Genomic DNA, 22,970 nt, shown 5'->3' with positions numbered 1-22,970 from the left:
ATTAGTGTACCACTACAGTACAATATGAGTGGGATAATCGAACTATTGGGTACGCAGTGCTAAATTGAATTAAATCAGTCTTGAGCTATTTCAAAAGAAGAATTCGTAAAGATGCTTTTTTCTTGTTATAACCCTAATAATACACAAATAATTAAAGTTTTTATGGTTATATCCATAAATAAATGATAAAATTATCTTGATATTAAGGATACAACCAAAAAAGTGATTCAAGATGATTAACCGCCCAAACTATCTCAAGCAACTAAAACCCTTTATCAATATGCCTTTAATCAAAGTGATTACAGGCATTCGCCGTTCAGGAAAATCAACGGTTATCAGGCTGTTGCAAGCACAATTATTGGCACAAGGCATTGTTGAACAACAAATCATTCATATCAACTTTGAAAGTTTTGCCTATGCTGATTTTAAAACTGCAGACAAGCTTTATACCCTTGTGAAAGAGAAAATTCAGACCGCTGAAAAATACTACCTTTTGCTTGATGAAATTCAGGAAGTGGCTGATTGGGAAAAAGCTGTTAATGCCTTTATGGTGGATTTCAATCTTGACCTTTATATCACAGGCTCAAACTCGCATTTATTGTCGTCTGAATTGGCAACTTATCTTGCTGGGCGTTATGTAGAAATACCAATTTTTACCTTATCGTATCAAGAATTTTTGGATTTTAAGGCAGGCTACTCACAGCAAACTATACAAAATCCCACTGCGCTTTTCACAGAATATTTACGCAAAGGCGGTTTTCCGATGGTGCATACGGCAGATTATGAGCAGGAAACTGTCTATAAAATCGTGCAAGATATTTATGCATCTGTGATTTTGCGAGATACGGTGCAACGTCACAAAATTCGCGATGTGGAGCTATTGGAACGCATTGTAAAATACGCTTTTGACAATATTGGCAACACGTTTTCAGGCAAGAATGTAGCGGATTATTTCAAAAGCCAACAGCGAAAAGTGGATTTAAACACCGTTTATAACTACTTAAAAGCCTTAGAAAGTGCCTTTATTTTACACCGTGTTGAGCGGTTTGATATTAAAGGTAAAGAGATTTTGAAAACCCAAGAAAAGTTCTATTTAGGCGATGTGTCCTTACTTTACGCCACAATGGGTTTTCGCACAAGCCTAATTTCAGGTATTTTGGAAAATTTGGTTTATTTAGAACTCAAACGCCGTGGCTATCAAGTGTATATTGGTAAATTGGGTACACAAGAAATTGATTTTATCGCCCAAAAGCAGAACGAAAAAATTTATATCCAAGTGGCGTATAAATTAGAAAGCGAACAAACCGTTCAGCGAGAATTTTCGCCTTTGCAGGCCATTGCGGATAATTATCCAAAATATGTGATTACAATGGATGATTTTTGGCAGGAAAATATTGATGGGGTCGTGCATCAGCATATTGGTGAGTTTTTGTTGGGTAATTCATAATAAAGCGGTCAAAGCGTGTGTAGCGGTACACTAACCCCGCATTTCCAGCTCCAATAAAGTGGGAGGCTAGATAACTTCATCGTAATATGCCGTAAATTATCGTATTTTATCTCAGTTTGTCGCTAATTGACTTTTGGGCTATTATTTTATACTTGAAACTTTTGTATATATAGAAAAGGTTTCAAGTATGATTGAAACTTTTTCTATATTAAGATAATTTTTCAATGATCATTTTAGGAAAGTTTAGCCTTGAATTGTCAAACCAACAAACCCTTGTTTTGTTGATATATCTCATCTAAATGCTTAGCAATCATTGTAATGGTATCAGCACGAACGCCTAGCTGCTTGGCATGATGTCTAAAATCTGAAACGCTGCCAACAACCTGCTCGATGGCAGCTTTGGCTTCTTGCCAAGTCCCAAAGCCTGCAAGATCTGCAAGCGATTGAATCACATCCAAACTGGGTGCTTTACCATAGCGACCAAATGCCATTGAGTGCTCCTTGTGATGCATTGGACTATAGGTAATATCATAGGCAGGAGATGGCATCCATTGCCCTTGTTCATCTTGCAAAAACGCCCAATTCTTGGTGTGATCATCTTGATTGATGGCAAATAAGTTGAATATTGCTCTGCGAAATTGCAACTGTGTTGCCTGCCGGTCTTTGCATAAGAGTTTGGTTGCTTTAATCAGCTCGAAATAATCCATTGATGGCATACGGTGGCTAGCATCCAATAATCCACAAAGGCTGTGCGTATGAATTCTACCCATGGTTTGCGGTTGATAATCAAACCGTTGTACACCAAGCCAGCGACGGGTATTGGTCTCAAATAATCGCCATTGAACAGGTTGCAAATCTGATTGTTCTGCCATCATCAAATATACCGCTTCACAGACGCCTTCATCATGTGATAGGCTTAAGTTTTGCGATGTAAATTTAACAATCCATGCTTCATCACCCAGCTGCGGTATGGTACGACATGATTTGGCATCTTGACTAAGATAGACCTGGGATTTGGGTCTTGCACCGCCTGAACTACCAGCTTGTACGAGCGCCATCAAAATCTCTTCAGTCAAGCCATCAAACAAGCGTTCGGCATGATTACCAAGCTCTGCCATTGTGGTATGGGCAATCTCTGCACCAAACCCATGATCAAAACTTGGTTCAAAAGACAGTGCACCAATACCACGATTACCTACAAAAGCCAAGCGATCGAGCATGCTCACCATACGATAATTGATGCCTTGGCTGGCAAAATATCTATCTTGAAGTAGCATGCCCCAACCATCAGGTAGGGCATCAGCAAACACGCCATGCAGGTTAAAATGCGGCATCGCAGGCGCTTGCTGTGGCTCAGTGCTTGTGCTGAGTTTAAAGGGTGAGATGTTGGGATATTGCTCTAAATAAGCAGGATGATAAGCAAAAAAACACCCCTGAGATGACTGTGCCAACTCTCCCAGGAGAACCTTCTCACCCGTCAGTAAGGTTCTATAAACACTCAAATACCGAGTCGGCTGATAGTTACTGATCATAAGCAAGCACCTCAGCGATGGTTTTGGGTTTGATTGCTACAGGTTTGGTTAACTCCATAAACCGAGCAATATCATCCAAAATCATCCACAATAATAAAAAGTTCTTCAAAGAAATATGACCTGTATCCTCAAACCGACGAATGGTTGGCTCTGGAATCAAGGATTTTTCAGCCAGCGCTCGGCGTGATAGCTTGGCATCTTTGCGTTTTTGTTTTAGATGCGCTGCCAAAGCTAAGCGTGCATCAATATCGTCATACAGATGAAGCATAACCATCTCAACTCAGTTTAATTTTGATATTATTTTATCAAAATTATTGAATTTTTGGTAGTTTTTGATAATATTTTATCAAATTCATGCATGAATAGTTTTTTTTGTAGCTACTCTACAAGACAGCCCAGCTCATAACTCTGACTGCGTCCAGAAGCTAGTGACTTCACCAAAATTCCTTTTTCGACCAAATCATTGATGTCTCTTAGGGCAGTATCTGTGGATACTTTTGTGATACTCGCCCATTTTTTGGTGGTAAGCTTGCCATAAAAATCATCCCAAAGCTTATTAATCATCACTACCTGCCGTGGATTGAGTGATGTGTGGCGATATGTATGCCAAAACTGTGACTTAGCGACAACCTTTTGTGACTGAGCGAGTGCTTGTATCAAAGCTGCTTCTAGATTGGTTAAAAACCAAATTAGCCATTCGGTGGCTGACGCTAAACCCCTTTGAGTCTGTTCAAGTATGTGATAATACTCACGACGATTGGCAAGAATTTGTGCGGACATACTATAAAATCGCTGCGGACTGCCATCGCTTTTGGCGAGCATCCGCTCAGTGAGTGCACGAGTTAGGCGACCGTTACCATCATCAAACGGGTGTAGCGTGACAAACCACAGGTGTGCAAGCCCTGCCTTAATTGTCAAATCAAGTCCCGTTTCATTATTGTTATACCACTGAAAAAATCGCTCAAGCTCATCGGGCAATCTATCAGCCTTTGGTGCTTCAAAGTGCACTTTGGCTTTGCCATAAGCACCTGAGACCACCTGCATCGGGCCATTGGCATCATCTCGTAATACACCCACATTAATGTCATACATACTACTTAGCCCTTGTGGAAATAGTGCATGATGCCAACGACAGACTTCATCCAAGGTTAGTGGCAAATCAAATCCTGAAGTCGCCTTAAGCATCATTTCAACAATCGCTTCCACTTCATAGCTTGGTGTAACAAGTTGATGCTGATACAGCGCTTCAATACCCAAGTGCCGAGCAACCGAAGAGCGTACCTGTTCAGTGTTAAGATATTCACCCTCAATCTCCGATGTCTTAATCACCTCCAATGTCAATGCCTCAAGACTAACTTCAAGTGGTAAATCAAACCCAAGGCTGCTCATCTGCCCCAACAAGCGTCCCTGAAGCAAACGAATGCGAGCAACAAGGGGAAGTAGTTGCCCCTCATCAAGCTGCCAATCTGTCCAATTTGGATATTCATGAATAAACGTATCAACCATCACTATTCTCAATTTCGCCTCATCTGCGGTAATTATACCACATATTCTCCGCAAAATATGCGGTGAATAACACCATCAATCACCGCAAAATTGGCATACCAAATCCCAAACCAAACTGACAAATTATAAGAATTTAATAAAAAATTAATATTATTAAATAGGAAATATAAAATTAAAATAATTCAAATCCATCAATACCTGCAACTTTCATCAGCAAGCGCAAGGGCAAAAAATTCAAAATTATGATAAAATACGAAAAATGATGGGGTAAATTTACCCTATTGTTTTTCGTGCCAAAAAATAAAAAGTCATCAAAGCGTGCAATCAGCATCCACACTGATAATAACCATAAGATATTGATATATAAAGATATTATTTAAGGTAACATAAGGTTATTCGTCGAAAAATAGTCGCCCAAGATTGCCAAGGTTGGTTTTTGTATTGTTGTGTGACCACTTTTGGTAAGTTGGGTACATGCAAATTTTTTGTGTGCCTAAATTGTACCTATTGGTTCTTTTCAATAGGTTAAGATGTGGGAAAATTATCACAACTAGTTTTGGATGACAAAAAATCAGTAATTTCCACACGCTGGGATGAGCTGTTGAGCGTGGATTAGGCGGGTTTTTTTATAGCATTTGGTAGTGGCATTATTTGACCAAGAAAATCTGCCCAAGAATATGCTAAAATAAGCGCAAATTTCAACCTGTCTAATCTTATGCTGCATTCCACCACACTCCCAACCAAGCCCAATTTCAAACATACTCTGCCATCGCTGGGTGGTGCGGATTTGGCGTATTGGCTTGCGATGACCGCCAAAAACCAAGATCGGCTGATTGTGATGATTGCCAATAATCAAAATGAACTCAATCAGTTAGATACAGAGCTTGCATTTTTTGGGGTGGATGCGCAGGTGTTCGCCGATTGGGAAATCTTGGCATACGATCAGCTTTCGGTGCACCAAGACATCACTTCAGAGCGGATTGCGCTACTGACACATATGCCAAAATCGGGTGTGCTACTGGTATCGGCGCAGACCTTGATGCAGCGTATCGCACCGCCAAGCTGGCTGATTGGGCGGCATTTTGACCTGCAGGTCGGCGATCGTTTTGATATTGACGAGCAAAGACAGCGTCTAGCGACCGCAGGCTACATTGCCACCGACAATGTCTTTGAACCGGGGGAATATGCGGTGCGTGGTAGCATCGTTGATATTTTTGCGGTGGGGCAGGCATTGCCGTTTCGCTTGGATTTATTTGATGATGAAATCGAAAGCATTCGGTTTTTTGATCCAGAATCACAGCGGACACTCAGTAATGATACTTTAGAAAAACTGCGTAAAGATGCACAAGCAGGGCTGAATAATTTAGTATTTCATAAACTGCCATCGACCGCCAAAGTCAGCCAATTTAGCCTATTGCCCGCACGAGAATTCCCCCTAGAAGAAGGGCGAGAGCAATTTCGACAAAACTTCGCTAGCCTATTTCCCAATGCCAGTGCGCGCAAGCTTGACCTGCATACTGATGTCATGGCAGGCATTGCACCATCGGGCATTGAGTATTATGCACCGCTGTTTTTTGAGATTGAATCATGGATGACGACAGGGACGTTGTTTAGCTATTTGCCAAGCGATGCACTGCTTGTCAGCCATCACGACATCGGTACGCACTATGAGCAGTATTGGCAACAAATCCAAACTCGCTATCAGTCACGAGCGCATGATAAAGATTTGCCAATCTTGCCACCTGATTATTTATTTTTACCAAATAATGAATTTCATCAAGCGCTCAAAGCGTATCCTAGAGTCATCATTGATACCCAAGATAGTGTAGTGCAGATGGATGGCGTCAGTGTACGCACACCGCCTGTGCTACCGATTAATCATCAGTCAGCTGAGCCATTGTCAGCACTCCTTGAATTTATCGAGCAGACGCCACAGCCGATGCTCCTACTGGCTGAGAGTGCAGGTCGCCGTGAGATTATCCTTGAGTTATTAAAAGGGAAAATCGCCACCAAAGTCGTTGCTGATTTTGATGAATTTTTGAGCAATCAAGCAAGCTTTGTCAAGGATAGTATCGCCATCAGCGTTGCGCCGATTGAGCGTGGGCTGTGGGTGGATGGTGAAGGCGGTTTTTGTGTCATCAGCGAGACGCAGATTTTTGGGCGGCAGGTATTGCAGACTCGCCGTCGTCGGCAGTCGAGCGTGTCGCAGGCGTTTTTGGTCAAGTCGGTGACTGAGCTGACCGAAGGGGCGCTTGTCGTGCATCTTGAGCATGGGATTGGGCGTTATCATGGGCTCGTCGTGCTTGATATGGGTGAAGGCGAGCAAGAGTTTATTCACCTAAAATACGCCGATGATGCCAGTATCTATGTGCCGATTACCAATCTTGCCTTGATTGGTCGCTATAGTGGTACGGACTCTGAAGCGGTGGCACTGTCCAAGATTGGCTCGGGTAAGTGGGAAAAAGCCAAGCTCAAAGCACTTGAGCAAATCCACGATGTCGCCGCCGAATTGCTCAATGTACAGGCACGGCGTAACGCCAAAGCAGGTATCAGCTTTGGGGTAGATATGGCGCAGTATGAGCTGTTCGCCAGTCAGTTCGCCTTTGAAGAGACCATTGACCAAGCTGCCGCTATTAACGCCATCATTCATGATATGAAACAGTCTAAGCCGATGGACCGCTTGATTTGTGGTGATGTAGGCTTTGGCAAGACCGAAGTGGCAATGCGTGCGGCATTCATCGCTGTGCAAGCAGGCTATCAAGTGGCGGTGCTCGTGCCGACGACGCTGTTAGCAGGTCAGCATGAAGACAGTTTTTTAAACCGCTTTGCCGATTGGCCAATCCGTATCGAGAGCCTATCTCGTTTTGGCAACAAAAAGCACCATGAACAAGTGCTTGCTGATTTGGCAGCAGGCAAAGTTGATATCGTCATCGGCACACACAAGATGCTCCAAGACGATGTGACATTTGCCAAGCTTGGACTGATGATTATTGATGAAGAGCACCGCTTTGGCGTCCGTCACAAAGAGCGTATCAAAGCGATGCAAAGCGAGATTGACAGTCTGTCGATGACCGCCACGCCGATTCCTCGCACGCTAAATATGGCATTGTCAGGGATGCAGGATATTTCTATCATTGCCACACCGCCTGCCAGACGCTTGGCGATTAAGACTTTTTTGATGCCCAAGTCAGATGAAGTGATTGTTGATGCAATCTTGCGTGAGATTTTGCGTGGTGGGCAGGTGTATTATCTGCATAATGATGTGGCAAGTATCGAAGCGGCGGCGGAGAGCCTAAGAAATCTTGTCGGCGAAGCTCGTGTGGCGGTGGCGCATGGGCAGATGCATGAGCGAGAGCTAGCGGCGGTGATGAGTGATTTTTATCACAAAAAATTCAATATCCTAGTGGCAAGCACCATCATCGAAACCGGTATCGATGTGCCTAATGCCAATACCATCATCATCAACCGTGCTGATAAATTTGGCATCGCACAGCTACACCAACTGCGTGGGCGAGTGGGGCGCAGTCACCATCAAGCGTATTGCTATCTGCTTGTGCCATCGCTTAAGGGTCTTAGTAGCGACACTAAAAAACGCCTAAACGCCATTACCCGAGCCAATACGCTGGGCGCAGGCTTTATGCTGGCGTCCGAAGACCTTGAGATTCGTGGGGCAGGCGAGATTTTGGGCAAGGAGCAATCGGGTAATATGCAGACCATCGGCTTTGGGCTGTATATGGATATGCTTGAGCGTGCGACCCGTGCCATCAAGCAGGGCAAGACACCAAGCCTTGCGACACCGCTTGATTTGATTAGCGAGATTGACATTCATGCATCGGCGCTGATTCCTGATGACTATCTGGGCGATGTGCATGAGCGACTGCTATTTTATAAGCGTATCAGTAGTCTTGAGGCGGTGGGTGAGCTGATTGAGATTCGCACCGAGATGATTGACCGCTTTGGGGCATTGCCTGTGCCGACGCAGAATTTATTTGCCGTGCATCGCTGCCGTATCCGTGCCAAAGCACTTGGCATCACCAAGATGGACGCCACCGAACGCCATATCACCATTGAATTTCGCCCTGATACGCCTGTCGATGGACTGGCGATTATCAAGCTGATTCAGTCGGGTGATGGCTATCGGATGCAAGGGGCGACAGCGATTCGCTATACTGCCAAAGCGGCGATGGATACGCAGATGCGTATTGACAAGCTTGGCGAGTTGCTACTGTATTTTGAAGGGCAATTAAACACACATATGACGGGCTAATTTGCCAAAATTTCAAGCGTATGCATAACAAAGTTATGAAATTTTATGCTACAATAGCAGTGTTTTTGGGCGTATTGCCAAGATTTTGATAATAATTTGAGAATAACTATGTTTCAACTACATCCGACCCTTGCCAAGGATACTTTTTTGGTGGGTGATTTTCCGTTATCGACGGTACGACTGATGAATGATTGCCAGTTTCCGTGGCTGATTTTGGTGCCACGAGTATCGGGTATCAAAGAGATTTATGAGCTAAGCCAAGCTGACCAAGTGCAGTTTTTGCGTGAGTCAAGCTGGGTGTCTAGTCAGATGGCGAAGATTTTTGGCGCTGACAAGATGAATGTCGCTGCCCTAGGCAACCAAGTGCCACAGCTACATTTTCATCATATCGTGCGTTACCAAAATGATGTCGCTTGGCCAAATCCTGTGTGGGGGCGTCCTGCCATCCCATATACCGCCGAAGTGCTAAGCCATATGCAGCAGACGCTGATGATGGCACTGCGTGGTCATCATGAGATGCCATTTGATTGGAAGATGTCGGTATAAGGATTAAGTTATTGATTATAATCATCTTTTTGATTGATAATCGCATTTCTACTACCTTAAATACTACCAAAGCCCTGCATATTACTACGCAGGGCTTTGTTTATTTTGGCTAAAGAACTTGGCTAAGTTTATTAAGATTAGCCAAGTTCTTTGATGGCTTCATCAAAGGATAGGGCGGTTGCGTCTTTTTCGTTAATCAACAGCTCCAAGCCTTCAGTTTGCCAATCAATGCCAATCGTTTCATCATTCCACACGATACTTCGCTCACTATCTTTATGATAAAAGTTTGTGGTTTTGTACAAAAATTGGGTATTATCTTCCAAAGCAACAAAGCCATGAGCAAAGCCTGCTGGTATCCAAAATTGGCGATGGTTTGTTGCATTTAGTTCCACACCGACCCATTGCCCAAAGGTTGGCGAGTTTTTACGAATATCCACCGCAACATCAAAGGCACGACCTTGCACTACACGCACCAATTTTCCTTGGGCATAAGGTTCAATTTGATAATGCAATCCACGTAACACACCTTTTGATGACATGGAATGGTTATCTTGTACAAAGGTTGGCACCTCAAAACCACGTTCTTTCAGTGCTTTTTCAAATACATTTTGGTTAAAACTTTCCATAAACCAACCACGCTCATCAGCAAAAACGCGTGGTTCAAAAATCAATAGTTCGGGGATTTTAGTTTCTATGACGTTCATGTTCGCACCTTAACCATTGTGTTCTTTATGTAATTTTAATAAATATTGTCCGTAGCCTGTTTTCTTAAAAAACTCTGCTCGTGCCAATAGTTGTTCATCATTTATCCAACCATTAGCATAGGCAATTTCTTCTAAACACGCGACTTTTAAGCCTTGTCTGTGTTCAATGGTTTGTACAAATCGGCTTGCATCAAGCAATGAGTCGTGCGTTCCTGTATCTAGCCAAGCAAAACCACGTCCAAGCAATTCAACATTAAGCGTATCTTTTTGTAAATACACATTATTAACATCAGTGATTTCTAATTCACCGCGATGCGAAGGTTTGATATTTTTGGCGATTTCTACTACATCATTGTCATAAAAATACAGTCCAGTTACGGCATAATGTGATTTTGGCTCGACAGGTTTTTCTTCAATGCTTAAGGCTTTGCCATTTTTATCAAATTCTACCACGCCAAAACGCTCTGGGTCATTCACATAGTAGCCAAATACGGTCGCTCCAGTTTCTTGTGCTGATGCACGGCGTAATTGTTCGCTAAAATGCTGACCGTAGAAAATATTATCACCCAAAATTAAGCAAACATTATCATCACCAATAAATTCTTCACCTAAAATAAAGGCCTCTGCTAAGCCATCTGGGCTTGGTTGGACTTTGTAGGATAATTTTAAGCCAATCTCTTCACCTGTTCCCAGCAGTTTTTCAAAATTTGGTAAATCTTCAGGCGTTGAAATAATCAAAATTTCTTGAATACCTGCCAACATCAGCACCGATAATGGATAATAAATCATCGGTTTATCATAAATTGGCAATAATTGTTTTGATGTTCCCATGGTGATTGGGTATAGGCGAGTACCTGACCCGCCTGCCAAGATAATGCCTTTACGGTTTTTAGTTGTCATGAATCAGTTCTCCAAGCACTTGGCGAACGCCTTGTTGCCAATGTGGTAAATGTAATGAGAAATTGCGTTGTAATTTGCTGGTATTAAGTCGTGAATTGTGTGGACGCTTCGCAGGCGTTGGATAATCTGCTGTGCCAATGGCATTAACTTGTTTCACCATTAAGTCCGCCCCCATTTCACGAGCCACGTCAAAAATAAACTTAGCATAGTCATACCATGAACATTCACCTTGTGGTGCAAGATGGTAATGCCCTATCTCAATACTTGCAGAGTTCAGCTGATATTGGCGAATAATTTGGGCGGTAATGTCTGCAATCAAACTTGCTCCTGTTGGACTGCCAATTTGGTCAGCAATAATTCCGAGCGTTTCACGGCTTGCTCCCAGTTTTAACATGGTTTTGATAAAATTATTGCCATGTGTGCCATAGACCCAACTGGTGCGAAGGTTAATAAAATTTGCTCCGCTTTGTTCAAGTGCAAGTTCGCCTTGACGCTTAGTTTGCCCATACACATTGATAGGGCCCGTGCTATCTTCTTCTGTCCAAGCAGTTTCGCCTGTACCATCAAACACATAATCGGTTGAATAATGTATCAATAGGGCTTGATGTTGTTTTGCTAATTCTGCCAAATGTTTTACAGCCAAATGGTTAATTAACTCTGCTTGCACAGTATCAGTTTCGGCCTTATCAACCGCAGTATAGGCAGTCGCATTAACTACAATATCAGGGCGAATTTGGTCAAATGCGTGTGTCATCGCATCAAAATTCGCCACATCGCCACATAAACCATCAGCATTGCTATGGCGGTCTAGGGCATAGACTTGTCCTAAAGGTTGTAAACTTCTGTCTAATTCAAAGCCGACTTGACCATTTTTACCTAAAAGTAAAATTTTCATCGTTTAACCTTGTTATGGCTTATTGATATTGCTTGTTAATCCAGTTTTGGTATTCACCACTTTGAACGTGCTGTACCCATTCTTGATTATCCAAATACCATTGCACGGTTTTACGCAAGCCTGTAGCAAAGGTTTCTTGTGGTGTCCAGCCTAAATCTGTCCCAATTTTACTAGCATCAATGGCGTAGCGTAAATCATGTCCAGGGCGGTCTTTGACATAAGTAATTAAATCTGCATATTGAGCAACACCTGTCGGTTTATTTGGTGCAAGCTCTTCTAATAATTCACAAATGGCTTTGACCACATCAATATTTTTCTGCTCATTATGTCCGCCAATATTGTAAGTTTCACCGACTTTTGCCGTGGTTGCCACTAAAAATAAGGCACGAGCATGGTCTTCTACATAGAGCCAATCACGGATTTGTAATCCATTGCCATATACAGGTAAAGGCTTGCCATTTAACGCATTTAAAATCATTAATGGAATTAATTTTTCAGGGAAATGATAAGGTCCGTAATTATTTGAACAATTGGTAATCACCACAGGCAAGCCATACGTACGGTGCCATGCTCGCACTAAATGGTCAGAACTGGCTTTACTGGCTGAATATGGTGAGCTTGGGGCATAAGGTGTGGTTTCAGTAAACAAATCGTCAGTGCCTTCCAAATCGCCATACACTTCATCGGTTGAGATATGATGAAAACGGAATGTAGCCTTTTTATCATCACTTAAACCATGATAATAATGGCGAGAGACTTCTAATAAGGTATAAGTACCAATAATATTGGTTTGAATAAATTCGCTTGAACCCGTAATAGAGCGGTCTACATGACTTTCTGCCGCTAAGTGCATAATGATATCTGGAGCAAACTCATTAAACAATCGCTCAATTTCCGTACGATTACAAATATCCGTTTGGCTAAATTGATAGCGTGGATTGTCAGATACAGGCAATAAGGATTCTAAATTGCCTGCATAAGTCAATTTGTCCACATTTAACACATGATGTTCGGTTGTTTGCAAAATATGGCGAACAACAGCTGAACCGATAAAGCCTGCACCGCCTGTAATTAGGATGTTCATAAAAATAGGTACCAAAAGTTTTTTGGTACCTATTATACATAATAATGACTGACAATCACTTAAGGAAAAATGTAGTATAATTGTTGTCCAGAAGCATGGTTAGGTCGATACCTTCTCGTGGAGGCTGAGATTTTGAAGTTTGGCATAATACCCACCTTTTGCCATCAGCTCATCATGCGATCCTGTTTCGATAATCTTCCCCTCATCCATGACAATGATGCGATCGGCCTGCTCGATGGTGGTCAAGCGATGCGCAACGATAATACTGGTACGACCCTGCATTAGGCGTTCTAGCGCTTGCTGGACCAAACGTTCTGATTCATTATCCAGAGCGCTGGTTGCTTCATCAAGCAGTAGAATTGGTGCATCTTTTAAGATTGCACGAGCGATAGACACGCGCTGGCGCTGACCACCAGACAGCTGACTGCCATTAGCACCGATTGGTTGGTGTAGCCCTAGTGGGTGTTTATTGACCAATTCGGTCAGATTTGCCGCCTCTAGTGCAGCCATCACTTCACTTTCGCTGGCATTGGGTCGAGAATAGCGAACATTCTCAAACAGGGTATCATCGAATAAAAATACTTCTTGAGAAACTAGGGCAAACTGCGAACGCAGATTCATCAAAGTTAATTCATTAATGTTTGTGCCATCAAGTGTGATTTCACCACTGCTTGGCGTAACAAAGCGGGGTAGTAGGTTGATGGCAGTGGTTTTGCCTGAGCCTGAACGCCCAACCAAAGCGACTTTTTCGCCTGCTTGGATATCAAGATTAAAATTATCCAAAGCTTTTTTGGCATCTTTGCCATATTGAACATTGATATTTTTAAAGCAAATGCTGCCTGAGACTTTGTCTAAGCTGAGTTTGCCTTCATCTGCTTCAGGCTTGGTGTCCAAAAATTCACAGACTGAATCAGCAGCTAGGAACATGGTCTGCATCGGAATACTAATGTTTGCCAAGTTTTTGATGGGGCCAAACATCTGCATCATCGCCACGATAAACGCCATAAACTCACCAATGGTAGTGACACCTGCTTGGCTTTGCCATAGGGCAATAAAAATCACCACAGCAAGTGCAACTGAACCAATGACTTCACTGAGTGGTGAGCGGGCGGCGGTGGCTTGATTGATTTTTTTACCAAGTCGGACAATAAGCTCATTGATGTTGGCAAAGCGCTTGGTGGCCTGTGCTTGACCGCCGAATAATTTCACTACACGATGTCCTTGATGTACTTCGGTGACGGTATTATTTAGCGTGCCGACCGACTTTTGGGCATCGTCAATGACGTGCTTGAGTCTGTTGCGATAATAGCGAGATAGGCCTGATAAAATTGGAAACATCACCAAAATGCTAAGCGTCAGTTGCCAGTTGAGATACAATAACACACAAACCAAACCAATCACAATCAGCGTATCACGAGTAAGTACAATAAAGACATTGCTGGCATTATTAATCGCACCATCCGCCATTTGTACGATATTCATAAGCACATGGCCAGATGAATTTTCGTGATGATATTGTGATGACAAAGTCAACATTTTGTCAAACATATCACGGCGCACATGGCTGATGGCGACCAGTGCAACCCAGCTCATCATGTACTGGCTGACAAATCGACAAATACCACGAATGAGCACCAGAGAAATGAAAAACAAAGGCACAATCCATACTTTGTTTTCGGTACCCCAAATTGCGTACATAAAGCTATCTTTGAGGTATATGATGCTGTCGATTAATCCATCGCCATGTTGGATTGGTGCTTGACCATCAGGAATGGCAAATCCTTGATTGACCAAGGGGGCGATAAAGGCTGCCAGATAACTTTCGGTAATAGCGACACCGATGATTGCAAGTAGGGCGACAATGATGCGGAATTTATACGGCTTGACATACGCCATCAGACGCATAAAGCTTTTGGCGTCTTGCTCTGTAAATAGTCCGAAAGTAAGTTTGTTAATCATGTTTAAATCTTATTTTATTTATAAATATTTAATAGATATTCATAATATGAACCTGGCTGCACATTGGTGATATAGGTCATTTTGTGAATGTTGATATTTTCAGTGATCTGCCTGTATTTATCTGCATCAAAGGGATCGTTAATGATACTGATCAGCTGATGTGGTAGTGTGTCATCAATGGAAAGCTGCTGATTTTGCATAAATTCTTTGGTTAATACATCATACATGATTTGAAAGAAAAAGTAGTGTGGAATGTGATTTTGGGTATGCCAAAAATTTAGCATGATTTGCAAACAATGACTCAATCTCTCATTATCTTTTTTGGCAACTATAAAACTATTTAGAACATTTACATAATGTTTTTCATGCCAACCAAAATAGTCAGCATTAAAATTTTGCCAAAATTCCTTATTGTCAGCTTCAAGATTGCGCCCATACATAAAAAAGTCCTGTTCCGCTATCTTGTGATCAATTGGCGCTGTTAATAAGATTGTGGCATCTGCCCAAATTCCACCATAGGCCTTTAGCAGAGCTAAACGTAGCAAATCGGCAAAAAATGCGTGCTTAAATTCGGGGTTTTGTCTTTTTTCCCACACAAATTTTGGCAGATCCAAATAATCTGCAATGGTTTGGTCGCACAGGCGGATGACCTGATAATCGCCTTTGTGTTGGTCGATGCTTGCAAAACAAAGCTGTACCATGAGTGGTAGCTCGCCATCAAAACCTTGCCCCCAGTACTGCCAAATGATTTTATCCGTTCCCAAGTTTTTTTTGGCGCGGATGTCAAAGCAATCCAACTGCTGATTGAAATAAGCAGTCAAAAAACGTCTCCAGTCTTGAGCAACCTGCGTTTTTTGGGCGATATCCACTTCATAATTACGCTGTTTTCGCTTAGGTCTTGGTGTAAAACCATAATAAAACAGCCTGTATGGATGTCTGCATAGCTTATCTAATTTTTGCTTTTCTGGGCAGATAGAAAAATTAAGTTCCGACATATATTTCCCTAAACCAAATAATCCTTTATTTTTTCAATGATAGAGACTTTTGCAGTTTTATCATATTTTCTAAATAATGCAAACCATTGCTTTTTGCCAAGATAATTTAGCTTGAACATATGTTTATTTTGGAATAAGCACATCAAATACAGACCCTGATCATCATCAATAATCTGATTTTGAAGTAAAGACTTTTGATTTTTGGTAAGTAATTTTAAAAACTCTTGCCATTTATTTTGAGATGCGACAATGCTACCGCCAATGATATAAACTTCATTATTAAAAATAAACTTCATGACATCGTCATGGCTTTGAATCTTTTTATTTTTACGGATGGTAAACATATGAACAAACTTTGGATCAAAATCATATTCCCAGCTTTTAATACCATTTAATGTTTCTGTTGACCGGCAATAACCAAAATCAACCCACGCGACCATATCCGTGTTGACAACCCCTTGTTTTATCGCTTTGTTGACAAAATAGGCTTTGAGATTGTTAACCAAAACATAATCGGCTGACCAATATTCAATATTTTTGATTTGTTCTGGATTGATCTTTGAGATAAATTGCGCATCAGTTTGCACGTTATGAATTAGTTTTTTGACATAGTTGAGCTTGTTGGCAAAGTCAAATTCAATAATTTGTGTCGGTCTGCCATTTCTTAGGGCTAGGACTTTCTCAACGTGAGGTTTGGCAACAAATACCACCATGTCATTTTCCAATTTGGCAAGATTGGCAAAATAGTCAAAGTATGTGTCTGTTGTTCGTATTAGATAATCTGGCAGCCCATCTTGTGTGGAAATCTCTCCACGCCCAATATCAAAAAAGGCTGTAACGATTGTTATTTTGCTCATAAATCACCAAAAGCGCAATTTTTGCCAAAATGTTTTTGGCGGGTTTGAGACGCTATCATGCCCAATATGGTGGCACGCACCTTGTTTCAAAAAAGCCATAAAATATCCTTGCTTTCTTAGATGACGTGAGATGTGTCGTTCTTTTTTGAACTGTGAAAAGGGCGAAAACTTTGCCCACAGCTCTTTTCGGGCAATATGTGGATTAAAAGAATAGCCATACCATTGTTCGTGCAGATGATCAACTCGAATATACTCCCCCAATTCGGTATCTAGCGGTAGAATTTTGGCTTGATCTTCTGCATTGTATAAAAAATCTTCATACTTTCTAAAAGATACACAGCTAATTTTGGGGTTTTCGTGCAACAGGGCAATGGCATTTGGTACATCAGGCAGATGGTCAAATAGCCAATCATCTTCGCAGTGAAAAATATAATCCGTGCTAACTTGATTATACATATAGTCAACCGCTCTGTGATGCCCTAGATTGGTCTTAAGATCAATGAGCTTGCCATCTGGACAACAGCGTAAAAAAGCTTCACTGGTTGGATCATCACCAAAATCATTAATGGCAATAACTTCTTGGAATTGCACAAAGGAAAATAAGCTGTGCAAAGTTTGTTCCAGCTCTTTGGGGCGCTTGCCAATTGTCAGGCAAAGGGTAACATTGGATAGCTTCATTATTTATTTACCTAAAAGTAATTTTGGTGCGAGATAATTTGCCAATCGTTTTGCGCATCGCGTTTGAGAGTTCGCCTTTTAATTTTTCCGAAAAGCTACGCTTTGGCTTGCTTTTCTTCTTGGCTTGTCGATCGGATTCGATATGACTTGGCATATTATTTTGGTTTGGAAATAGGATAAATTCTTGGGCACATAATGCTGGATTGAGCTGATAAACAGGTAGATTATGAGCTTGGGATAGGTACTGATCGAACATTAATTGATCGATTGGTAGCAATTGATCTGCACTCAAGCTTTGAATAAAATCCAGCAGTGATTGAGCGGCGTTTTTGCTAATAATATATCCTGCCGTTCCAAGATGATGTTCATTAAGTTTTGCCACTTCGCGATTGTCAGGCAATGCGATTTTGGGTGCTAGTAATTTACGCTCTTGTAAAAAAGTTTCTGTTTTTACAAAGTCAAGATTGTGATTACAAAGCCATTGATCGCTATTCAAAAATAGATCAGCGTTTTCGCCCAAGTAGATATCATCTTCAAATATTGACAAATATTGCTCATTTGATAGTAATAGGGAGTGCCACATCACGACATGGCTCATAAAGCAAGCTTGTTCTCCGGCGCTTAGACGCGCATCTTTTATGGGAATATGGTATTGGTCGGCAAGTGCATTCACTTGTTCGGGAGTAATGGCATCAAAAAATTCAAACTCAATACTTTGTTTGGCAAATTCAGCCTTAATGTGGTTGCGCCGCTCGGTCGCGGTTGTCAGGCTAAGGACATAGTTTTTCATGATATCTTCCTTGTTATTTGATAAATTTATCAGCATTGACTCGAATATCGCGTTTAATGCCTTGTGTAAGCGCATACAATGTGCGTATGCCAAGATGTATCTGGCTGGCGATTCGATTGATTCTTAGTTTGATTTTTTGCCATTGAGTTGGTTGAATGGCAAGCGTATTACCAATCGTGCCAATCATGGATTGCAAACGATACTCTTGAAAATCTATGCCATACCATGAGCAACGATCACTCTGCACGGCTGCAGCGGGCTCAATCTGCAAGCAGGACAAGTTTGGACAGCTGTGAATAAAGGCATCTGCCAAATCCAAGTGATTAGCTATCCTGCCAAGTAGTTTTTGCGCACCGCTTGGATAAAGAATATAAGCAGCTGCACCACTTTTGTCCATATGCAGTCTATATAACGAAAAATCTTTATCCAATATCACCGCTGGATTGCGACTGACGATCTTTTTGCGCCCATGAACTTCAAGATTGATGAAGTCAATATCAAGATTGGCATTTTCAATTTCTTGAAGAATTTTCGCTAAATCGGTCGTCAAAATCGCATCGTCTTCCAAAATCAGGATGGGCTCTTGATGCGCCAGCGTATATTGCCATGCTTTTTTGTGACTAAGCAAGCAGGCGTGCTCTGTTTGCTTGAGTATTCTTTGTCCTTGAGTGAGTTTATTTCGATAATAAGTCTCATCAATATCATTGACCGTGACAGATTCCAATCGCTCAAATTCTAAGCCAAGTTTGGCAAATTGTTGCTGTTGTTGGGTTAGACGGTCAACAGATTGTTTTAGATTGATGATTAATATTTTCATATCATTACATTAAGATTTTTCATTCAATTGTTTGAGCAAAAGATATTTATTAAATGTATATTGGCTAAAAATAATTGAATAGATTAAACCATATTTACCCTGCAAAAATCGCCCATCAAAAACATATTGGCGGATAAATTGCCAAATAGGATTGGCAATAATCTTAAAAAAACTTGACCGTTTGCCTTTGCCTGCGTTTTCTGTAGCCCAAATTTTGGCATAACTGAGTCGTTTTTCTAATAAAAATAAAGGATCTGGTGCAGTGTGATGATGCAAAAAGCCAGACAGTTTGACTGTTTTTGCCCCTGCGATGTCCAAAGATTCATGCACGGTCAGATTATTAAAATTATAGCTTTTTGGATAAAGTCGCCAGTATGCTTTGACACCCCAATAGGCATTATCAATTTGATGACCAAAAATAAAATCCAACCGTTTTAAGCCATACACCGTATTATCAGGCTTATTTTGAATCACTGCCAAGATGCTTTGCTTGAGCTCATCAGTGATTTCTTCGTCAGCATCAAGCGCCAAAATCCAATCACCTGTGGCATAGCTTTGAGCGATTTGGCGTTGACGTCCAAAGCCCTGCCAATCGGTATTGACAAACCATTTTGCCCCGTGTTGCAAGGCAATCTCTTGGCTATTATCCGTGCTACCGCTATCCAAGATGATAATCTCATCTGCCAAGCCTGCAAGCGGCGGCAGTGAAATCGCCAAATTTTTGGCTTCATTTTTGACCATCATGACAACGGATAGGCGATAAGGGCGATTGGTGTTTGACATAGCTAAAGATACTTAACAAGAAAGGTTTTATTTTACTTGAACTGATGCATTTTTCCTAGTCATAGTTCAAAATCTTGGTAGAATTTACTAAATTTCTAGCCAAATGCATCATCAGCAAGTACAATAGCGCAATAATTGATTATTTTGTCATTGAGTTGATATGATGAGTGTTGTTATGCGTCTTATTCCAAGCGTTCTATTGATGGCGGGTATGGCATTGACTGCCTGTAGCGAGCCTGCGACTTCCACCACCAAAACTGCCGAAACTACCAAAACAGAGACGGCAGATACGGCGACAGTATCCAATTTTGAAGGCTGTTATGCCATTGAGCAAGGCTCACCTGCATTGATAAAAATCAGCAAAGATGGTGCAGGCTATGCGATGCAAATGAAAGAAAATGCCGATAAGGCACAAGCATGGGATGAGCCTGAAATGCTTGACGGCCTAAGCACTGATGATGCTTGGCAATATTTTGCAAGCAATAGCCTAAATCTGAACAAATCAGACCTAATCGGTGATGCCATCGTGCGCAAAGATAAGGTAATGGCAATGGCACAGGTGCAGTCCGCCGCCGCCAATACCAATCCATTTCTTGACAGTGCTTATGTGGTGATGCTAATTAATAAAGTTGCCACCATTTATCAAGTGCCGTGTGATGACACTCGTGTGGATATGATTAAGGATTTTCACCATGCGTCACCAAGCACGACACCAAGTGCACCGCAAGATGACACCCAATCAAAATAATACACTAATCACTGGGGGAGAATATGGGATTTTTGGGTTATTTATTGATGGGTAGTATCGTCTATGTGATAGGCTTTATGGTAAATCTAAAGCTACTTCGCCCCAAGCGTCAAGCAGGCGTGATTGATTCTGCGACGCATCCGATTATCTTATCATGGGTGGGTGCGTGCTTTGTGATTATGCTTGGCGTATCGGCACTGCTTGGGCGATTTGTGCTGGGTCATGATGGCTTTGATTGGGCATTTATTGTGGTCAATAGCCTTGTGGCGACGGCGGTGTTTTATTTTGGGCTTAATCCTGATACATCACAGATGAATCTGCCGGATTGATATTGATCATTGATTACTGTCAAATTTTTCTTGGGTCAAGCCATCATTTATCAGTCATTATAATTTGTTGTTCATTTTTTGTGATGAATATTGCCACTGATTTCAAGGTTGATTTTAGCAGATTAACCATGAAATCGGTGGTTTTTTTATGCTTTATTAATCAATATTTATGATGTATAAATTTGAATATCTTATATATTTAACTATACGAATTTATATAAATTAATTATATGAAATAAAATACGCGATAGCTTGTTATGCATAAATTTATAAAAACAATAAAATCAATGATTTAATGAGAAATATTAAGAAATATTCGCCAATTATATGACATTATCTATAAGTTATTGCCTATTTATCGTATTTTCTGATAATAGCATAAATTATGCTAATTGATACTTTACCGACCAAAAAAATTAGCGTATGATAGCTACCAAGTTAGCAAGCAAAGCTTGAACAACCTGAACAGGCAGTTGCTTGGCTGACGACTGATAAATAATGTCCCTAACAAATAGGAGTAAGTTATGTCAAACAAACTATTTGACTTGATCGAATCATCTGGTGCTAAGTGGGTAGATTTTCGTTTCACCGACACACACGGCAAGGAGCTGCACCTGACTTTCCCAGCATCGACTGTGGATGAAGACACACTAGAAGATGGTAAAATGTTCGACGGCTCGTCAGTCGCTGGCTGGAAAGGCATCGAAGCATCTGACATGATCTTGCTACCTGATCCAGAGACTGCTTATATTGATCCATTCTTTGAAGCACCAACTGTCGTGGTTACCTGTGATGTCATCGAGCCTGCAACCCTACAAGGCTATGAAAAAGACCCACGCTCTATCGCTCGTCGTGCCGAAACTTATCTAAAATCAACTGGCATCGGTGATACTGCATTCTTTGGCCCAGAGCCAGAATTCTTTGTATTTGACGAAGTCAAATGGGATATCGACCAATCAGGTGCTCGCAACACCATCGTATCAGAAGCTGCTGCATGGTCAACCAACAATGACTATCCATGGGGTAACAATGGTCAGCGTCCACACGTCAAAGGCGGCTATGCAGTGACTGCACCTGTGGATCATTACCATGATATGCGTGCGGTGATGTGTGATCGCATCGAAGACATCATGGGCGAGGGTCGTGTGGAAGTGCATCACCATGAAGTCGCATCAAGCCAGCTTGAGATTGGCGTATCGTTCAATACTTTGGTCAAAAAAGCGGACGAAGTACAGCAGTTCAAATATGTGGTGCAAAATGTTGCCAACCAATTTGGCAAAACTGCCACCTTTATGCCAAAACCAATCGTCGGTGATAACGGCTCAGGTATGCACGTACATATGTCAATCTCAAAAGATGGCGTCAATACTTTCTCAGGTGATGAATACGCAGGTCTATCAACTACTGCACTACACTTCATCGGCGGTATCATCAAGCACGCTCGTGCATTGAATGCCATCACCAACCCAACGGTGAACAGCTATAAGCGTCTAGTACCACACTTTGAAGCACCGATTAAGCTTGCTTATTCAGCATCAAACCGCTCAGCATCGATCCGTATTCCACACGTATCAAGCCCTAAAGCGGTGCGTATCGAAGTACGCTTCCCAGATCCAGCAGCGAACCCATACCTTTGCTTTGCTGCACTATTGATGGCGGGTATCGATGGTATCGAGAATAAGATTGATCCAGGTGAGGCTGCAGATAAGAACCTATACGACTTGCCGCCAGAAGAAGAAGCATTGATCCCAACTGTGGCAGAAAACCTAGAAGCTGCCCTAAAAGCACTCAAAGAAGATCATGCATTCCTACTTAAAGGCGATGTCTTTAGTAAAGAGATGATTGATGCCTACATCGATCTAAAAATGCAAGAAGTGCATAAGCTAAACGAAGCAGTGCATCCACTAGAGTTTGATCTATACTATCGCTGCTAATCAACTATTGCTAATGCATTCAATGAGTTAGCAATATCATTATAAACAAAACCCCAAGAGTGAACCGACCCCCAATTCTTAGACACTAAGATTAACGGTTAAGGTTTGATCAAGGACTGAGTTCTGTATTGTACAGGACTCAGTCCTTTTAATTTGCTCTTTATTCTATCATGATTGTAGTAATGTAGTGGTCAACTAA

The 22,970-nt window shown here is 41.6% G+C and carries 19 protein-coding genes and 2 pseudogenes; 6 read left to right on the top strand and 15 right to left on the bottom strand.

The annotated features are described in order from the left end of the window. Nucleotides 1-232 precede the first annotated feature (232 nt). Nucleotides 233-1,447, top strand: coding sequence for an ATP-binding protein (locus B0680_RS10460; protein ID WP_078255040.1), 1,215 nt, complete (start codon nt 233-235; stop codon nt 1,445-1,447). Nucleotides 1,448-1,704: 257 nt separating this feature from the next. On the opposite strand, the gene B0680_RS10455 is transcribed toward B0680_RS10460, so the two are convergent. The 3 genes from B0680_RS10455 to B0680_RS10445 form a co-directional block, all read right to left on the bottom strand. Next, complete coding sequence (locus B0680_RS10455; protein WP_078255039.1) at nt 1,705-2,979, bottom strand: type II toxin-antitoxin system HipA family toxin; 1,275 nt, start codon at nt 2,977-2,979, stop codon at nt 1,705-1,707. Beyond that, nucleotides 2,969-3,253: a helix-turn-helix domain-containing protein gene (locus tag B0680_RS10450; protein WP_228143798.1), complete on the bottom strand. Its 285-nt coding sequence runs from the start codon at nt 3,251-3,253 to the stop codon at nt 2,969-2,971. The genes B0680_RS10455 and B0680_RS10450 overlap by 11 nt, the downstream gene beginning before the upstream one ends. Nucleotides 3,254-3,357: 104 nt before the next feature. Beyond that, nucleotides 3,358-4,485, bottom strand: a complete 1,128-nt coding sequence (locus B0680_RS10445) for a Fic family protein (protein ID WP_078255038.1) — start codon at nt 4,483-4,485, stop codon at nt 3,358-3,360. A gap of 715 nt (nt 4,486-5,200) precedes the next feature. Between B0680_RS10445 and mfd the strand changes: the two genes are divergently transcribed. Both mfd and B0680_RS10435 read left to right on the top strand, forming a co-directional pair. Continuing rightward, nucleotides 5,201-8,752, top strand: coding sequence for a transcription-repair coupling factor (gene mfd, locus B0680_RS10440; protein ID WP_078255037.1), 3,552 nt, complete (start codon nt 5,201-5,203; stop codon nt 8,750-8,752). A 108-nt stretch (nt 8,753-8,860) separates the two neighbouring features. Next, entirely contained in the window at nt 8,861-9,298 is a 438-nt protein-coding gene (locus tag B0680_RS10435) for an HIT domain-containing protein (RefSeq protein ID WP_078255036.1), read from the top strand. A gap of 137 nt (nt 9,299-9,435) precedes the next feature. Here the strand turns inward: B0680_RS10435 and rfbC are convergent, their stop codons facing one another. The 11 genes and pseudogenes from rfbC to B0680_RS10380 form a co-directional block, all read right to left on the bottom strand. Beyond that, nucleotides 9,436-10,002, bottom strand: coding sequence for a dTDP-4-dehydrorhamnose 3,5-epimerase (gene rfbC, locus B0680_RS10430; RefSeq protein ID WP_078255035.1), 567 nt, complete (start codon nt 10,000-10,002; stop codon nt 9,436-9,438). 9 nt (nt 10,003-10,011) lie between these two features. Beyond that, nucleotides 10,012-10,902, bottom strand: coding sequence for a glucose-1-phosphate thymidylyltransferase RfbA (gene rfbA / locus B0680_RS10425; protein WP_078255034.1), 891 nt, complete (start codon nt 10,900-10,902; stop codon nt 10,012-10,014). Beyond that, nucleotides 10,892-11,797 (bottom strand): dTDP-4-dehydrorhamnose reductase, encoded by a 906-nt coding sequence (rfbD, locus tag B0680_RS10420; RefSeq protein WP_078255033.1) that lies wholly within the window; start codon nt 11,795-11,797, stop codon nt 10,892-10,894. The genes rfbA and rfbD overlap by 11 nt, the downstream gene beginning before the upstream one ends. A 19-nt stretch (nt 11,798-11,816) precedes the next feature. Next, nucleotides 11,817-12,881 (bottom strand): dTDP-glucose 4,6-dehydratase, encoded by a 1,065-nt coding sequence (gene rfbB, locus B0680_RS10415; protein WP_078255032.1) that lies wholly within the window; start codon nt 12,879-12,881, stop codon nt 11,817-11,819. 99 nt (nt 12,882-12,980) lie between these two features. Further along, the gene (msbA, locus tag B0680_RS10410) at nt 12,981-14,840 is read right to left on the bottom strand and encodes a lipid A export permease/ATP-binding protein MsbA (RefSeq protein WP_078255031.1); all 1,860 of its coding nucleotides are present in this window, start codon (nt 14,838-14,840) and stop codon (nt 12,981-12,983) included. A gap of 14 nt (nt 14,841-14,854) precedes the next feature. Continuing rightward, entirely contained in the window at nt 14,855-15,835 is a 981-nt protein-coding gene (locus B0680_RS10405; RefSeq protein ID WP_078255030.1) for a capsular polysaccharide synthesis protein, read from the bottom strand. Between the two features lie 8 nt (nt 15,836-15,843). Further along, on the bottom strand, nt 15,844-16,692 hold the full coding sequence (gene yibB / locus B0680_RS10400; protein ID WP_078255029.1) for a protein YibB: 849 nt from the start codon (nt 16,690-16,692) through the stop codon (nt 15,844-15,846). A 3-nt stretch (nt 16,693-16,695) separates the two neighbouring features. Further along, a complete protein-coding gene (locus tag B0680_RS10395; protein ID WP_078255028.1) occupies nt 16,696-17,370 on the bottom strand; it encodes a glycosyltransferase family A protein in 675 nt (224 codons plus the stop codon). Between the two features lie 7 nt (nt 17,371-17,377). After that, on the bottom strand, nt 17,378-18,160 hold the full coding sequence (locus tag B0680_RS10390; RefSeq protein ID WP_158078328.1) for a glycosyltransferase family 25 protein: 783 nt from the start codon (nt 18,158-18,160) through the stop codon (nt 17,378-17,380). Between the two features lie 13 nt (nt 18,161-18,173). Next, nucleotides 18,174-18,977 (bottom strand): glycosyltransferase family 25 protein, encoded by an 804-nt coding sequence (locus tag B0680_RS10385; RefSeq protein ID WP_078255027.1) that lies wholly within the window; start codon nt 18,975-18,977, stop codon nt 18,174-18,176. Between the two features lie 24 nt (nt 18,978-19,001). After that, a pseudogene (locus B0680_RS10380) lies at nt 19,002-19,760 on the bottom strand (glycosyltransferase family 2 protein); the annotation flags it as partial. Between the two features lie 160 nt (nt 19,761-19,920). On the opposite strand from B0680_RS10380, the gene B0680_RS10375 reads away from it, so the two are divergent. The 3 genes from B0680_RS10375 to glnA all read left to right on the top strand — a co-directional run bounded on the left by B0680_RS10375 (nt 19,921) and on the right by glnA (nt 22,771). Further along, the gene (locus B0680_RS10375; RefSeq protein WP_078255026.1) at nt 19,921-20,508 is read left to right on the top strand and encodes a hypothetical protein; all 588 of its coding nucleotides are present in this window, start codon (nt 19,921-19,923) and stop codon (nt 20,506-20,508) included. Between the two features lie 23 nt (nt 20,509-20,531). Further along, nucleotides 20,532-20,837, top strand: a complete 306-nt coding sequence (locus tag B0680_RS10370; protein WP_078255025.1) for a DUF4149 domain-containing protein — start codon at nt 20,532-20,534, stop codon at nt 20,835-20,837. 524 nt (nt 20,838-21,361) lie between these two features. Next, nucleotides 21,362-22,771 (top strand): type I glutamate--ammonia ligase, encoded by a 1,410-nt coding sequence (gene glnA, locus B0680_RS10365; RefSeq protein ID WP_078255024.1) that lies wholly within the window; start codon nt 21,362-21,364, stop codon nt 22,769-22,771. 98 nt (nt 22,772-22,869) lie between these two features. Here the strand turns inward: glnA and B0680_RS10360 are convergent. Then, a pseudogene (locus B0680_RS10360) lies at nt 22,870-22,959 on the bottom strand (IS3 family transposase); the annotation flags it as partial. Nucleotides 22,960-22,970 lie beyond the last annotated feature (11 nt).

It is taken from the genome of Moraxella pluranimalium (genome assembly GCF_002014825.1).
In the GTDB taxonomy this organism is placed as follows: Bacteria; Pseudomonadota; Gammaproteobacteria; order Pseudomonadales; family Moraxellaceae; genus Moraxella; species Moraxella pluranimalium.
Note: the sequence above shows the minus strand (reverse complement) of the source record. Positions and strands in the feature narration are given on the sequence as shown.